13 protein-coding genes and 2 pseudogenes are annotated in these 14,312 nt (G+C 63.8%); 5 read left to right on the top strand and 10 right to left on the bottom strand.

The window, feature by feature from the left end:
* Positions 1-780: 780 nt before the first annotated feature.
* Positions 781-1,014, bottom strand: a complete 234-nt coding sequence (locus X738_RS51215) for a hypothetical protein (RefSeq protein ID WP_198032787.1) — start codon at positions 1,012-1,014, stop codon at positions 781-783.
* 124 nt (positions 1,015-1,138) lie between these two features.
* On the bottom strand, positions 1,139-1,702 hold the full coding sequence (locus X738_RS51210) for a hypothetical protein (RefSeq protein ID WP_023797888.1): 564 nt from the start codon (positions 1,700-1,702) through the stop codon (positions 1,139-1,141).
* A gap of 326 nt (positions 1,703-2,028) precedes the next feature.
* Here X738_RS51210 and X738_RS51205 point away from each other — a divergent pair, with 326 nt between their 5' ends.
* From X738_RS51205 to X738_RS51195, 3 genes and pseudogenes are all read left to right on the top strand, one after another.
* Positions 2,029-2,343 carry a YMGG-like glycine zipper-containing protein gene (locus X738_RS51205; RefSeq protein WP_023797887.1) on the top strand — a complete coding sequence of 105 codons (315 nt, stop codon included), beginning with the start codon at positions 2,029-2,031 and terminating at the stop codon, positions 2,341-2,343.
* A gap of 308 nt (positions 2,344-2,651) precedes the next feature.
* Positions 2,652-3,760: pseudogene (locus X738_RS51200) on the top strand (IS4 family transposase).
* A gap of 134 nt (positions 3,761-3,894) precedes the next feature.
* Positions 3,895-4,259 (top strand): annotated as a pseudogene (locus tag X738_RS51195) (endonuclease domain-containing protein).
* A gap of 40 nt (positions 4,260-4,299) precedes the next feature.
* On the opposite strand, the gene X738_RS51190 reads toward X738_RS51195, so the two are convergent.
* The 3 genes from X738_RS51190 to X738_RS51180 all read right to left on the bottom strand — a co-directional run bounded on the left by X738_RS51190 (position 4,300) and on the right by X738_RS51180 (position 5,970).
* Positions 4,300-4,602, bottom strand: coding sequence for a putative quinol monooxygenase (locus tag X738_RS51190; protein ID WP_023797886.1), 303 nt, complete (start codon positions 4,600-4,602; stop codon positions 4,300-4,302).
* A gap of 46 nt (positions 4,603-4,648) precedes the next feature.
* Entirely contained in the window at positions 4,649-5,464 is an 816-nt protein-coding gene (locus X738_RS51185; protein WP_036269456.1) for an SDR family NAD(P)-dependent oxidoreductase, read from the bottom strand.
* Positions 5,465-5,532: 68 nt separating this feature from the next.
* Entirely contained in the window at positions 5,533-5,970 is a 438-nt protein-coding gene (locus X738_RS51180; protein WP_023797884.1) for a DsrE family protein, read from the bottom strand.
* 111 nt (positions 5,971-6,081) lie between these two features.
* Between X738_RS51180 and X738_RS51175 the strand changes: the two genes are divergently transcribed.
* Positions 6,082-7,176, top strand: coding sequence for a hypothetical protein (locus X738_RS51175; protein ID WP_023797883.1), 1,095 nt, complete (start codon positions 6,082-6,084; stop codon positions 7,174-7,176).
* A gap of 292 nt (positions 7,177-7,468) precedes the next feature.
* Here the strand turns inward: X738_RS51175 and X738_RS51170 are convergent, their stop codons facing one another.
* Complete coding sequence (locus X738_RS51170; protein ID WP_023797882.1) at positions 7,469-8,407, bottom strand: cation diffusion facilitator family transporter; 939 nt, start codon at positions 8,405-8,407, stop codon at positions 7,469-7,471.
* Between the two features lie 28 nt (positions 8,408-8,435).
* Entirely contained in the window at positions 8,436-10,625 is a 2,190-nt protein-coding gene (locus X738_RS51165) for an anthranilate synthase (RefSeq protein ID WP_023797881.1), read from the bottom strand.
* Positions 10,626-10,700: 75 nt separating this feature from the next.
* On the opposite strand from X738_RS51165, the gene X738_RS0140880 reads away from it, so the two are divergent.
* Positions 10,701-10,880: a hypothetical protein gene (locus tag X738_RS0140880; protein WP_031254477.1), complete on the top strand. Its 180-nt coding sequence runs from the start codon at positions 10,701-10,703 to the stop codon at positions 10,878-10,880.
* A 33-nt stretch (positions 10,881-10,913) separates the two neighbouring features.
* Here the strand turns inward: X738_RS0140880 and X738_RS51160 are convergent, their stop codons facing one another.
* The 3 genes from X738_RS51160 to X738_RS51150 form a co-directional block, all read right to left on the bottom strand.
* The gene (locus X738_RS51160) at positions 10,914-11,987 is read right to left on the bottom strand and encodes a succinylglutamate desuccinylase/aspartoacylase family protein (RefSeq protein ID WP_023797880.1); all 1,074 of its coding nucleotides are present in this window, start codon (positions 11,985-11,987) and stop codon (positions 10,914-10,916) included.
* Between the two features lie 196 nt (positions 11,988-12,183).
* Positions 12,184-13,560 carry an FAD-containing oxidoreductase gene (locus X738_RS51155; RefSeq protein WP_023797879.1) on the bottom strand — a complete coding sequence of 459 codons (1,377 nt, stop codon included), beginning with the start codon at positions 13,558-13,560 and terminating at the stop codon, positions 12,184-12,186.
* Positions 13,557-14,018: a membrane protein gene (locus tag X738_RS51150; protein ID WP_023797878.1), complete on the bottom strand. Its 462-nt coding sequence runs from the start codon at positions 14,016-14,018 to the stop codon at positions 13,557-13,559. The genes X738_RS51155 and X738_RS51150 overlap by 4 nt, the downstream gene beginning before the upstream one ends.
* Positions 14,019-14,312 lie beyond the last annotated feature (294 nt).

Here is a 14,312-nt window from a genome sequence, read left to right as displayed (position 1 = left end):
GGGCTGAGCAGCGACAAAAGCAGTCTGTCGGCCTGGATCGCTGCCGCGCTGAGACGAGCCGGAGCTGTCGCTCGCCGCCCGGTCACGGCGGCGCGCCGGNCGGGTTGATTTTCAGGTTGGCGACGCCGGCGGCGTCGAGCTGGCTGTTGACGGTGGCGACGGCACCGCGCAAGGCATCGGCGTCGAACAATTGCTGGCGCAGCTGCTCGACCAGCCAGTGGGCCATACGCCAGCGCTCGTCGAGGGAAGCGGCGTTTGCCCTGATCTCGTCGGCAAGTGCTGCGATGTCGACGCAGTCGCTTTGCGCGGCGGCACGGCGCTCGTTCGCCGCCTCACGGGTTTTTTCCAGCAGCGCAACGACGGCGTTGGCCTCGGAGAGCGCAATGCGCGCCGCCGCCAGGTCGCCACGGCCGAACATCGCACGACCCTTGGCCTTTTCCAGTTCCAGTTTGCGGGCGGGGATTGCAGGTGGGGAAAGGTCGCGTTCCGTGGCCCATCCCCCTCTGTCCTGCCGGACATCTCCCCCTCAAGGGGGGAGATTGGCAGTTCAGGCGTGGCGGCTATTCCTGCAACGTTTGGTGGTTGGCGAAAGCGACGGTGACATCCAATCTCCCCCCTTGAGGGGGAGATGTCCGGCAGGACAGAGGGGGTCGTCTCGCGTGAAGCGCCGGCATCCTCTGACCGCGAGGGAATGCGGCGCCAGGACCTGTGGCGTGCGCCACCTGATGATATGCAGTTGCACAACATCGCCGCGCAACGCGGCGATGACATCCTGCGGCGTCAGCCGAAGTGTGCGCTCGTCGGCCGCCCGCGCGACTTGGCAAAGGCGCTTGCTGGCAACCTTTCGGCAGCTCTCGCCATTGCCAAACCGCGCTCAAGCGCATTCTCGAGGCTCGTCGTGTAGTAGGCGGTGTTTTCCAGGCCGCTGAAGAAGTTGATGCGGTGAAGTTCGCCCTTTTTGCTTATAACAATGCCGGCTTTTCGAAGCACATCCTGAACTGCCTTGTAGGTCATATTCATGCTTACCCTCCCTTGCAAAGACATGGCAGCATCGCCCGCTTGTGTAACCGTTTGGTGGCGGCGATTGATCAATGTGCAACAACAACAATTCTGGGGCAGCACGGCGCGTGAATTGGGATTAGCCACATCGGCCGACCTGGCGTCCAGAAGGGCGGGACTCTGACGCCCCACGGGCAGCGGCGATCTGCTGCGCCTTGGCCTGTTCGGCCATGTAGCCGACGAAGCGGTCGTGATAGGCCTGCGCCACCTTCGGCGTGGCGCCGGCCTCGACCGCCCACGCCTTGGACGCGTTGGCGAGTTCGTCCGAATAGGCGAAGTTTTCGGGGAGCCCGTCGGGGCGCCTGTACTCGATCTTGTCGGGTGATGTCAGCGGGCGCATCGCCTCAGGCAGCCGGGCATGGAACCTGTCCCAGTCTTCCGCAGCTGCGTCCGCTGGCGGAATGCGCAGGCTTTCGCCCTGCTGCCGTTCCAGCTCGGCATAGGATGTGAGAACCCGGTCGAGGCTTTCAGGCTTGGTCCAGCCCTTGGTTTCAGCGAGCTTGCGGTTGCCTTCGGAAAGACCGTCAAACCAGCTCTTGCCGGCCGGCGGGGCGGACCCGTTGTCCCCGGCGGCCGGTGGCCCTGCAAGGTTGCCCGCCGGTGGCGACGCCACCACGGACCCGGCGTCTGCCAGATCTGTCATGAGAAAGATTCCTTCTTGTTGTTTGCAAATGGAAACGAGCACTGGCCAGTTCAGCCGGGCGTGTTATTGGATTGTTGAGGGATCGGCTGGACCCGGCGGAATCGTTGCGGCCGCAGCCTGATTCTTTTCGACAGGACCTGGCCCTATCGTCTTGTTCGAGTACGATCTTTCAGAGTCGGAGGCACGCACCGTCAAGACGAAAGAAACCATGTCGCATTTCGTGACAAGCGGTTGCCGCGGTTCCGCCGCAATGCAACCGCACTTGGCGAACACTTGGCAAAACCAGCCAGTGTATTAGTTCATAGGCTTCAACGGAGTATCAGACGATGACCATGTACAAAGCCATTGCCGCCCTGCTTGTGACTGCCGCGCTGGCAGGATGTGCACAGACCGAAGGGCAGCAAAGAGCCACCACGGGGGCCCTGGTCGGCGGCGCTGGCGGCGCTCTCGTCGGTCAGGCCCTGGGCCGCGACACCAAGAGCACGGTTATCGGCGCAGCCAGCGGCGCCCTGCTGGGGGCGGTCGTCGGCAGCGCAAGGACGCCACAGCGGCGCGGCGAACAGCTTTGCCGCTATCAGGACCGCTACGGCCGCATCTACACCGCCCGTTGCGACGACCGCTACTACCGCGGCGATTATTGAGACGTAGCCCCGGCGCTGGTCTTCCCTTCTCCCCTTGTGGGAGAAGGTGGCCGCCCACGGGTCTTGCCTCCGGCAAGCCCGAAGACAGGCTCCGCGGCCGGATGAGGGGTGTTCCAGGGAACACCAACGCCTGCCCCTTTCTCGCGTTGGCAATTGGCGAAGTCAGCGGCGACGGCCAATCTCCCCCCAAGTGGCAGGGCTGTCCGGGGAAAGTTTTGAGTGAATCGAAATGCCACATGTGCATGCCCCGTAAAACGGGGTTTGTCCGTCTTCTCTCTGGTTGTCGAGACTCAGAAAAGGAACGGGGCATGCGCTTTGCACCTAGCATCTTCGGGCAGCTTCTTGAACCCATCGATCGGCGTCAATTCCAAGCAATTGTGGATCGCCACGACGGGGATGCTTACGACAAATCGTTCAGAAGCTGGGACCATCTGGTGGCGCTGATCTATGCCCAGTTCTGCGGCAGCAGCGGCTTGCGTGGCCTGGAAGCCGGCTGGAACGCTAACAGCCAGCATCATTGTCACCTGGGCAGCGGTTCCTTGATGCGTTCGACCTTGTCGGATGCCAACAGACGGCGCCCGGNGTTCGGTCTGGTGGCGAACCTGCTCGACAGGCAAACGCGGCGCGAGGGCGAAGCCATGCTGCGGCTGATCGACTCGACCCCCATTCCGCTCGGCAAACTGTGCGATTGGGCCAAGTCGAACGGGCGCATCCGCGGCATGAAGGTGCATGTCGTCTATGACCCGAAGACCGACTGTCCGCGCATCCTCGACATCACCGACGCCAACGTCAACGACGCTCAAGTCGGTCGCCAGATCACGATCGAAGCTGGAGCGACCTACGTGTTCGACAAGGGCTACTGCCATTATGGCTGGTGGACAGCGATCGCCGAAGCCGGATCGATCTTCGCGACGCGGCCCAAATCCAACATGGGGCTGGCGCTGGTGCGCGATCGCCCCATAGCCGAGCCGCAGGGCGACGGCTTCCTGGTTGTGGAAGACAGTGAGGTAAGCCTGGTCAGCAAAGGTCCTTGCAAGCTGCCGATGCGCCTGCGTCGCCTGCGCGTTCAGCGCCAAGCGGGCGACACCATCACGCTTTTGACCAACGATCTGGAGCGCTCCGCCGTCGAGATTGGACGGCTCTACAAAGGCCGCTGGCAAATCGAGCTTCTGTTCCGATGGATCAAGCAGCACCTCAAGATCCGCAAGTTCCTCGGCAACAACGGCATGCAATCCGCCTGCAACTCTTTGCCGCAATGATCGCCTTTGCGCTGCTGCGCATTGTCGCGCGCACCCGCCGCGTCCCTATTTCTATCTTGAGGTTCACAGAACTGGTCGCTCAGTACTTGTTCGGGCGGCGGAAAATGCACACCATCACCAAGCCGCCACCGGTCAATCCAAGCCGACCGAGAGACTGAGCCTCTCCCAATCAGATGGTCTTCATATATGAATAACTTTCCCCGGACAGCCCTGCCCAAGTGGGGGAGATGTCCGGCAGGACAGAGGGGGGCGCCGTAGAGCGCCAACCTCAATTGCGACCGAGCATTGACCAATGCCTCACACGCCATTGCCTCCGCGAAATCGCGCAAATGCCAAGTCGATGCGCAAAGCCATGACCGACGCCGAACTGAGCTTTGGAACGAGCTTCGCGCGCATCGCCTGATGGGGCTTGGCTTCCGCCGACAATTTCCGATCGCCGGTTACATTGTCGACTTCGCTTGCCCGGACAAGAAGCTCGTCGTCGAAGTCGATGGTTCGCAGCATGCCGACGCCAATACAGGCGATGAGGCAAGAACAAAGCGTCTTGAACAGGACGGCTGGACCCTCCTGCGCTTCTTGAATGACGACGTCATTCGCGACATCGACAATGTCTGCCAGCATATTGTGATCGAGGCAGGGCTCGCCGGTACGACTTGATACGCCGGCGGGACAGCGCCCAGGCCGCTGTCACGCCGGCCTATCCCGCCTTGGCCAACCCAAACCCACCAACAGGATGCGTTTCGACCTGGAACTCAAACCCGGCGATGATCGGCCGCGCCCTGGCAATCGCCGCCTGGACTTCCGGCAATTGCAGCGAAGCCTTGTGGCTGGCCTGGTCGGTCCATACCTCGGTCACCCAGATCGCGTCGGCATCGGCCGGATCGGTGGCGATGATGTAGCTCAGGCAGCCAGGCAAGGCGCCGGTGCTGGCAAGCAGGACGTCCATCATTGCGTCGCGCTGGCCGCGCGTCGCCCGCATCTTGCCGATCAGACCATACATTGCCGGTTTCTCCGTTGCTTGCTGCGACAAGTATGCAGGCCGCCGCTCACGGCATCAACTGGCCACCGTTCACCTCGATCATCTGGCCGGTGATGTAACCGCTCAACAGGGCGGACGAGAGGAACAGATAGGCGCCGACGCAATCCTCGGGCGTGCCGGCGCGGCCCTGCGGAATGGTGGCAACCATGGCCTGCATATGCTCCTCGGTCGAATAGCGCTCATGGAAAGGGGTCGCGATGGTGCCCGGCGCCACCGCGTTGACGCGGATGTTGAATCCGATCAGTTCCTTGGCCATGCCGCGGGTCACATTGGAGACGAAGGCCTTGGCCGAACCATAAAGGCCGGCGCCGCCGCCGGCGCCATTGCGTGCGGCGATCGACGAGGTGTTGACGATGAAGCCGCCCTGGCGCTTCAGCCATGGCATCGCCTTGCGTGATGCGGTCAGCACGGAGCGGGCGTTGAGGTCCATCACCGCGTCGTAATGCGCCTCGGTCAGTTCGGCATAAGGCACGCGGCCGAGCATGCCGCCGGCATTGTTGACCAGGCCATCGAGCCGGCCGAAGTGTTGCGCGCTGTCCTCGACGACGCGCTCGACATCGGCAGCGATCGAGAAATCGCCCTGGACCGGGAATACCTCGCCACCGCCGTTGCGGATGGTTTTGGCCAGGTTTTCGGCAGCCGCCCGACTTGAATTATAATGCAGCGCGACGCGGCATTTCTGCGCGGCGTAGGCCAGTGCAAGTGCCGCCCCGATGCCGGTCGAAGCGCCGGTGACCAGCACCGCCTTGCCGGCGAGATCGGGGATGACCAAAGTGGGGGTGACAAGGGCGGAAGTGACAGGGGTGGTTGTGGTGGCTGGCACGGCTATTCCTCTGGGTTCTCCTGTTCTTCGTAGGGCCTCGCCGCCCTCATGTTCAAGTCCGTAGAGGTTCAGGGCCGCAAATAGGCGTAGCCCTGGCGCTGCAATTCGGCGAGCTTGACGACGCCGCCGGTCTCGGCGGCATGGAAGCCGTCGAGCAGATCGGTGAGCGCAACGTCCATGCCCTGCATGGTGTTGGCGCAAGCATGCGGGGCCAGCCCGTCGCGAACCAGACCGGAAAAACGGCTGGAAATGGCAGCCGACGCGCTCTTCGACTTGAAGGCGGCGAGTGCCGGTCCGTGCACGACCAGCACGATGTCGACGTTGCCGCCGGTGCCCTCATAATGGTTCTTGATATTGCCCAGAACGAAGCCGACCTTGTCGAGGTCGCTGAGGTGATAGGCGACCTTCTGCCTTTCCTCTGCCACGGCCGCCGCCTTGACCTGGCGCAGCCCGAAGAGGCCAGCGGCCCCGGCAAGGCCGACACGGAAAATATCGCGGCGTCGCATCATGTCGTTCTCCAGCATGTCCGCGCAAATTGCGTGGCTTCGGCCTCGATCCTAGCATAAATTGACGTTACGTCGTGGTCGAGCGAAGAGGGGTCGGGCGAGGAGGGGCACATGATATCGAAGACCATTGTGGGGAAGACCATTGTGGGCGCCGGACTTGCTGTCGCCTTGCTGGCCGCTGTCGCCGGCACGGCCCTTGCCGACGATACGCCTGAGCTCACCGAACTCAGCCCGGACGGCAAGGATGCCTGTTTCGGGCGTATCTACGATGCCGCGCATCTCAAGGTGCACCCGAACCAGAAGGTGGGACGGATTTTCTTCTATTTTGGCGGGGATCCAGTCAGCCCTCCGAACGAGGAGCCGAGCAGTGGTCCATCCGGCTACAACGGTTTTTTGGCGACGACGGTGCGCGGCGCCAACAAGCCTGAATGGGTCGGCGGCTGGTGCGGCAAGGATGATCCGCAATCGGGCGAGATCCATTGCGGCATGGAATGCGACCGCACCATGGCCTTGCTGAACGTCGACGAAAAAGGCCGGCTGATCGTCTCCGGCGTGCATCGCAGCCTTTATCTCGATGCCGGCGCCGAGGATGAACTTGGCGAAAAGGAATTCGCCAGGCAGGCACTCGGCACGGAAGACGACGGCTTCCTGCTCGACCGCATGCCGGCGCAGACCTGCAAGGCCGAATTCGCGCGCATCGATCCGGTCGATCCGGCGCTGGGAGCACCGCTGCGCGAGCGGCTGAAACCGGACCAGCCGTTCTGCTACGGGCGCGACTACGATGCCGCGCATCTCGGCTCGCATCCCGATCAGCTTACCCACGCCATCCGGGTTTTCCGGGGCCCGATCGAACTGGCCGCCTTCGCCAAGAATGGCGATACTGAAAACTGGCCTGATGGCGCCGACATAGAAGTTTCCGTTACCACGCGCCACAATGCCGCCAGGGTCACGCAGAGCTACAGTTGTGACGGCGAAGCGGACCAGTGGCGCTGTGTGGCGAGCGCAAGGACGAGCGACTTTTCCTGCGACATCGCGGCCAGGGAGATTTTTCTGCGCCGCGGCGCCAACGGCACGATGATGCTGGCCAACCCCAACAGCAGCCTGCCGATCGTCGACCTCTGCTCGAAGGCGGCAGAAGGCGAGACCGCATCCGACGACAAGGTCTATCGGCTGGAGCCGATGCCGCAGGCTGCCTGCGCGCCTTGATCGGATCCTCGGATCAGAATGGCGGCGGCAGCGATCCTTCGCGCCCCCCTCTGTCCTGCCCTCTTTGCCCCCACTTGGCATCTCCCCCACAAGGGGGGAGATCGGCGGCTTCAGCGTCCCGCTCACTCTTGCACCATCAGAGATTGGCGAAAGCCGGGAAGACGGCCGATCTCCCCCCAAGTGGGGGAGATGTCCGGCAGGACAGAGGGGGGCGCTGTCCCGCCGGCATAGAGGTTCTGCACCGGCTCGACGTTTTTGATGTCATGGCAGGGAAGCCGGCGTCTCTCAGGCCTCACGCGAACGGCACGGCCGTCGTGCCCTTGGGCAGTTTTGCCTCGTCGTCGGGCTCGACATGGATGGTGACGCGCACCGAGGGAATTTCTGCCTTCAGCGCATCCTCGATGCGGTCGCAGATGACGTGGCTGGCGCCCACCGACATGTCGGCGTCGACGACCAGGTGGAACTCGATGAAGGTGGCGCGGCCGGCAATCCGCGTCTTCAGATCGTGGACTTCCAGCGCGCCTTTGCAATTGGCCGAGATGATGTCGCGGATGCGCATGTGCTCCTGCGTGTCGACGGCGCGGTCCATCAGACCGTTCATCGACGAGCCGATGACGTGCCAGCCCTGCCACAGGATGTTCAGCGCAACGATGACGGCAAGAGCGGGATCGAGGACTTGCCAGNCTTGCCAGCCGGTCAGCACGGCGCCGACCACACCCATGAAAACGCCGACCGAGGTCGCCACGTCGGTCATGATGTGCCTGCCGTCGGCGACCAGTGCCGGTGACTTCTCGGCACGGCCGGCACGGATCAGCGTCATGGCCCAGAAGGCGTTGATCACCGTCGCGAGGCCGTTGATGGCGAGGCCGGTCCAGGGCTGTTCGAGCGGGACGGGATGCCGCAAGGACCACCACACTTCGTTGAGGATCAGAAGGGCTGCCAGCACGATCAGCACGCCTTCCAGGACAGCCGAGAAATACTCGGCCTTGTGGTGGCCGAACGGATGATCCTGGTCGGCCGGCTTGTGGCTGACCTGGATCGCCCAATAGGCGGCGGCAGAGGCAATGACGTTGACGATCGATTCCAGCGCGTCCGAATACAGCGCCACGGAGCCGGTGACGTACCAGGCTGCCAGCTTCAGGCCGAGCACGACGAAGGCGATGATGATCGACCAGAACGCGAGGCTGGCGACCTTGCGCTTGGCGGCGTTTTTCGAATCAATAGCGGTCATCGATTGCTTCCGGCCGCCGAAACCGGAGCTAAGCCGCCTTTTCCTTGGCCTTGCGCGGCAGATGCGCAACGATGTTCTCGATGATGCGCATGCCGGCATTGTGGCCGAGCGTCATGATCGATTCCGGGTGGAACTGCACCGCGGCGATCGGCTCCTTGCTGTGCTCGAAGGCCATGATGACGCCTTCTTCCGTCTCGGCGGTGACGACGAAGCCGTCGGGCAGGCGGACCGGATCGGCGAAAATCGAGTGATAGCGGCCGACCGTCACCTCCTTGGGCAGGCCGGAAAAGATGATGCCCGGCTTCGACACGCGGATACGCGACGGTTTGCCATGCATCGGCACGTGCAGCTGCCGCAGCTCTCCGCCATAGGCCTCGGCCAGCGCCTGCAAGCCGAGGCAGACGCCGAAGATCGGCAGGTCGCGCGCGCGGGCCCGCTTGATGGTGGCGGCGCAGTCAAAATCCTTCGGCGTGCCGGGACCGGGCGACAGCACGACCAGGTTGGGTTTCAGCCGGTCGAAGACCTCGTCCGGCACAGGCGTGCGCACGGTCGAGACATTGGCGCCGGTCTGGCGGAAATAATTGGCCAGCGTGTGGACGAAGGAGTCCTCGTGGTCGACCAGCAGGATGTTGACGCCGTCGCCGACGCGCGCGGTGGCGCGTTCGGTGTCGGCGGCATTGCCGGTCTTGGCGTCGCGGATGGCGGAGATCATGGCGGATGCCTTCAGTTCGGTTTCAGCTTCTTCTTCCTCGGGAATGCTGTCGAAGAGCAGCGTGGCGCCGGCGCGCACCTCGGCGATGCCGTCCTTGATGCGGATGGTGCGAAGCGTCATGCCGGTGTTCATGTCACCGTTGAAATTGACCATGCCGATCGCCCCGCCATACCAGGCGCGCGGGCTCTTCTCGTTCTGCTCGATGAAGCGCATCGCCCATAATTTCGGCGCGCCGGTGACGGTGACCGCCCAGGCATGCGACAAGAACGCGTCGAAGGCGTCCATGCCTTCGCGCAGCCGCCCCTCGATATGGTCGACGGTGTGGATCAGCCGCGAATACATCTCGATCTGGCGGCGGCCGATGACGCGCACCGAGCCCGGGTCGCAGACCCTCGACTTGTCGTTGCGGTCGACGTCCGAGCACATGGTCAGCTCGGATTCGTCCTTCTTCGAATTGAGCAGCTTCAGGATCTGCTCGCTATCGGAAATGGCGTCGCCGCCGCGCTTGATCGTGCCGGAGATCGGGCAGGTCTCGACACGGCGGCCGTTGACGCGCACGAACATCTCGGGCGAGGCGCCGACCAAATATTCGCCTTCGCCGAGATTGATGAAGAAGGAATAGGGCGAGGGGTTGATGGCCTTCAGCTTGCGGGAAATGTCGGAGGGCGGCGTCTCACAGCGCTCGTAGAACATCTGGCCAGGCACCACCTCGAACAGGTCGCCGCGCTTGAACGATTGCATCGCCTTGCGCACCAGATTGGCATATTCGCCGGGCTCATGGTCGCCGCGCGGCGGGATGCGGTCGGCGGTCTTGAACGGCTCGACGATTTCGTCGCGCGGCAATCCCTGTGTCGAAAACCCATCGCTGGAATAGTCGTAGCGGTCGGTCCAGGCCTTGGTCGAATAGTGGTCGACGACCAGAATCTCGTCGGGCAGGAACAGCACGAGGTCGCGCTGGCTTTGCTGGCGCTCGAGCTTGTAGTCGACCGGATCGAACTGGAAGGCGAGATCGTAGCCGAAGGCGCCGTAGAGGCCAAGATTGGCGTCTTCCTCTGTCTTGAACAGAGCGGTGATGGCGCGCAGCACGGTGAAGACGGAGGGAACGCGGCTGCGTTCTTCTTCAGTGAAGACACGGCCGGGCTTGGCGACGTCGAGGCGGATCAGTCGCTTCGACGTCTCGGCGATCGTCACCTCGTCAAGGTCGCCGAGCGCCTTGCCGACTACCGGCAGAAGCATCTCGCCACGGCTGTTCAGCGCCTCGATGCGCATGGTGCGGCCGCGCGCCGAGATCACCAGCGGCGGGTCGATGATGGCGGTGTCCCAACGCGTATAGCGGCCGGGATATTCGTAATTCGAGGAAAACACGGCGCCACGGCGCGCGTTCAGCCCGTCGACATAGGCGTCGATCGCGCCTTGGTAAGGCCGGTCATGGCGCTCGCGGGTAATCGTCACGCCACCCGCCGTGACGAAGCGCTCCGCCCCGTTCTCCAGAATTTTCGTCGTCATTGCCGTCTCCATCACCGTCTTGGCTATTTCAGCATCTTGGATATTTCAGCGTCTTGGGGGCAACGGACCCGGGGCATGGCTTTGAAAAACAAATGGCCGCCCGGACATTCCGTTGCGGCCACCTTCTATTTTTCACGCGCACGCGTTCGAACAGGCCGCTGTCAGCGAGCCCACCACCAAACGGTCTTGATCGAGCGCATGTTCATGGCGATTCCAATAGCGGCGATTGAACGGCCGCGCAACTGGATTCAATGAACGGGTGGAGAAGGGGGAGGGCATATGAGCCCCTCAATCCTCCAGCGTTCCCGACCGTGCATCGGCACTTTTCCTGTCGCCGACCAGCTTCAGCAGATCTTCGCCGGCGCGGATGATGCGCCGGGAACGCCGTGTCAGGATGATGCCCGCCTGCGGTGCGAATACCTGGGTGCGGCCGCCGGCTTCACCCGGCGCATGAACGATGGTGGCGAGCAGTGCGCCTTTTGCCACACGGTCGCCGGGCTTCACGTTATAGAGGACCGCGCCGGCCCGAGGCGCCGGCATCATGTCGATGTTTTCGAGCGGCGCGACGAGACCGGTGAAAGAATTGGGCCCGGTGAAGCTGCCGGACGTGGATAAGGCCTGGTCCAGGACCACGCCGCGCGCCACCAGCAGCCGATAAAGCCCTTCGGCATCGGCGCCGGCCAGAGCGCCGTCGACATCGAGCATGCCGCGATACTCGAGCGTGGTGGCGACGCGCCGGTCGAGCCGCGCCACTTCGGCAGGGAGGTTCAGATACGGCGTGATCGAGGCGCCTTCGAAGGTGCCGTCGGTGTCCTCATCCCACAGGATCACCGCACCGACGCCCATGGCCGCCGCACAATCCGCCATGGCCGGCCACAGGCTGGTGTGGACATAGAGGTAGGCGAGGCCTTCGTCGTCGCAGTGCAGGTCGAGGACGATGTCGTGGCCGATCGACAGCTGCAGCAGCCGGGTCTTCAGCCGCTGGTCGGCTGTGCCAAGCGTGGTGTCGGGCAACAATTTTACGTCAGGCGCGGCCAGCAGCGGAAAGCCGCGGTTGAAGTTGGTGCGCGTGCCCAGGTGAAAACGGCCCTGATGCTCGCCGAAATGATACTGGGCGCGGCCGATCGGATTGGCTTGCGGCACCATTATGATATCGCCCTTGATGCGGCCTTCGGCTTCGGCCTTTTCAAGCATCGGCATCAGCGCGTCGATGGCGACGACGCCCGGCAGTTCGCCGGCATGCAGTGCGGCCTGCAGATAGGCCGAAGATGTCGCCTTGTCCGTTCCCTCGAAGCGGAAGACCGGGAATTCGTAGCAAACGCCCTCGCTGTCGCCGGCAATGCGCTCGATCGATTTCTGCATGATGTTCCTCCAGGAAAACACATGCCCTTTCGTCGATGCGCTGTCGATTGGTCCAGTCTGCTGCGCTATGGGCGCAACTATTGCGCGGGGTGCGTCACCAGCAGTTGGCGATCCAGTGTCTGCGACATCACCGCCACCGCGACCGCCAGCAGGGCCAAAGCCGCGCCGTTGTGCGCTTGCCGCTTGCGGTCGTAGCCTATGCCAGCGGCTTCAATTCCTGGGCGATGGTGGGCAGAAGTTCCGAGACGTTGGGGTGGATGTGCATGGCGCGCGCGAGCGTGCTGATCGGCGCCTTGGCGTACATCAATTCGAGCACGCAGTGTATCGCCTCGTCGCCGCCGGGGCCGAGCACCGAACAGCCGAGGATTTCGTTGGTGTCGGCATCGGCCAGGATCTTCATGAAACCTTGCGTCTCGCCTTTCTCGACGGCACGGCCGACTCGGGTCATCGGCCGCTGGCCGACCAGCGCGCGGCGGCCGGACTTTCTAACCGCTGCCTCGGTCATGCCGCAGCGGCCGAGCGGCGGGTCGGTATAGAGCGCATAGGCCTCGATGCGATCGCTCACCCTGCGCGGATCGTTGTCGAGCAGATTGGCGGCGACGATCTCGTAGTCATTGTAGGAGGTGTGGGTGAAGGCGCCCTTGCCGTTGCAGTCGCCCATCGCCCAGATGCCGGGCACGCTGGTGCGCAGCTGGTCGTCGACGACAATGAAGCCGCGTTTGTCGACCTCGACGCCGGCCTTGTCGAGGCCGAGATCATCGGTGTTGGGCGTCCGGCCCACTGCCAGCAGCACATGCGAGCCGACAGCCGGCGCCTTGCCGGCGGTGAAAGTCACGGCAATGTCGCTGCCCTGCCTGGCGAAGCTGATGTCGCTGGCGCCGAGATGAACCGTGATGCCTTCGTTTTCGAGGATGGACAGGATGGCGGCCGAGACATCCTCGTCCTCGCGGCCGATCAGCCGCGGGCTCTTTTCGATCACCGTGACCTGTGAACCGAAACGGCGGAACATCTGCGCGAATTCGAGCGAGACGTAGCTGCCGCCGACGACGACGAGGCGGCGCGGCAGCACGTCGAGATCCATCATCGACGAGTTGGTCAGGAACGGAATCTCGTCGACGCCTGGCAGATCAGGCACCGAGGCGCGGCCGCCGGTGTTGATGAATATTTTGCCGGCGCTCAGCAGTTCGTCGCCGACGCGCACCGTTTTGGCGGTCTCGAAGCGCGCATGGCCGCGATAAAGCGTGCATTTGTCCATGCCGGCAATCCAGCTTTCGAGGTTGCCGCGGGCGTCGTCCGACACCTTGTCCTTGCGGGCCTTGATCGCCGTGTAGTCGACGCCGACCGGACCGGAGAGCGTCACGCCGTAGTCGGCGGCGCGGCGGGCGAGATGCGCGGCATAGGCGCTGGCCACCATGGCCTTGGTCGGCATGCAGCCGGTGTTGACGCAGGTGCCGCCGACCAGCTTTCGCTCGATCAGCGCCACACTCATGCCGGCCGCCGTCAGCCGGCCGGCGAGCGGCGGGCCGGCCTGTCCGGCGCCGATGATGATGGCGTCGAATGACCTTGCCATCATGCCACCGCCGCCACGATCAGCAGGCCGCCGACGATTGCCACCGCGTCCTCGATGAAGGCGGCGGGCTGGTCCTTGCCGAAAGCCAGGGCCAGGCGTTTGCGCAGCTCGGCGCCGCCCAGAGTGCCGATCACCGCGCCGATGGCGCCGGCGATCAGGCCGCCGACGGTGGCGCCGCCGGTCGCGCCGATCACCGCGCCGGTGAAGGCGCCGACAGCGATGCGCGCGCCAAACTGCTGCGGCACCTTGCGGCTCGGCGTGGACGGCAACTGGTCGGTGACCAGTTCGGCAATGGCCAGGATGGTGAAGATGCCGACGGTGATCCAGTGGCCCATGAAGCTGGCCCAGGTTCCGGCGACCGGCAGCCAGCCGAGCCAGGCGCCCCAGGCGACGGCGGCGGGCGCGGTCATGGCGCGAAGACCGGCAACGACGCCGATCAGAAGTGCAAGAATGTACAGCATGATTGGCCCCTCGATCACACGGCCTGGGAGAGCCCAGCCGGGGCAGGCTAGCATAGGTTCGGCATTTGACCAGAGGCGTAGCAGGACGGATCACCGTGGCCCGAAGCGAGCGCAGGATAGAGAGCAGAGAAAAGACAGCCTGTTGGATGGCAATCGGCGTCGGCGCCGCCCCTCATCTGCCTGCCGGCGTCTTCTCCCCGTATGGTGACGGGGAGACGGGGCCGGTGTCCGAACCGGATAGATAGGTAACAGAATGGACTGATTGCATGGGTGACAGTTTTCTCCTTCGCCGGG

Origin of the sequence: Mesorhizobium sp. L48C026A00 (genome assembly GCF_000502375.1) — a bacterium.
GTDB classification, from domain to species: domain Bacteria; phylum Pseudomonadota; class Alphaproteobacteria; order Rhizobiales; family Rhizobiaceae; genus Mesorhizobium; species Mesorhizobium muleiense.
This window is presented reverse-complemented; position numbering and strand designations above follow the sequence as displayed.

What these genes read in the sequence shown, in the direction of transcription:
- X738_RS51215 (WP_198032787.1), bottom strand. Translation starts at nt 1,014, where the DNA reads ATGACCTACAAGGCAGTTCAGGATGTGCTTCGAAAAGCCGGCATTGTT.
- X738_RS51210 (WP_023797888.1), bottom strand. Translation starts at nt 1,702, where the DNA reads ATGACAGATCTGGCAGACGCCGGGTCCGTGGTGGCGTCGCCACCGGCG.
- X738_RS51205 (WP_023797887.1), top strand. Translation starts at nt 2,029, where the DNA reads ATGACCATGTACAAAGCCATTGCCGCCCTGCTTGTGACTGCCGCGCTG.
- X738_RS51190 (WP_023797886.1), bottom strand. Translation starts at nt 4,602, where the DNA reads ATGTATGGTCTGATCGGCAAGATGCGGGCGACGCGCGGCCAGCGCGAC.
- X738_RS51180 (WP_023797884.1), bottom strand. Translation starts at nt 5,970, where the DNA reads ATGCGACGCCGCGATATTTTCCGTGTCGGCCTTGCCGGGGCCGCTGGC.
- X738_RS51175 (WP_023797883.1), top strand. Translation starts at nt 6,082, where the DNA reads ATGATATCGAAGACCATTGTGGGGAAGACCATTGTGGGCGCCGGACTT.
- X738_RS51165 (WP_023797881.1), bottom strand. Translation starts at nt 10,625, where the DNA reads ATGACGACGAAAATTCTGGAGAACGGGGCGGAGCGCTTCGTCACGGCG.
- X738_RS0140880 (WP_031254477.1), top strand. Translation starts at nt 10,701, where the DNA reads ATGGCTTTGAAAAACAAATGGCCGCCCGGACATTCCGTTGCGGCCACC.
- X738_RS51160 (WP_023797880.1), bottom strand. Translation starts at nt 11,987, where the DNA reads ATGCAGAAATCGATCGAGCGCATTGCCGGCGACAGCGAGGGCGTTTGC.
- X738_RS51155 (WP_023797879.1), bottom strand. Translation starts at nt 13,560, where the DNA reads ATGATGGCAAGGTCATTCGACGCCATCATCATCGGCGCCGGACAGGCC.
- X738_RS51150 (WP_023797878.1), bottom strand. Translation starts at nt 14,018, where the DNA reads ATGCTGTACATTCTTGCACTTCTGATCGGCGTCGTTGCCGGTCTTCGC.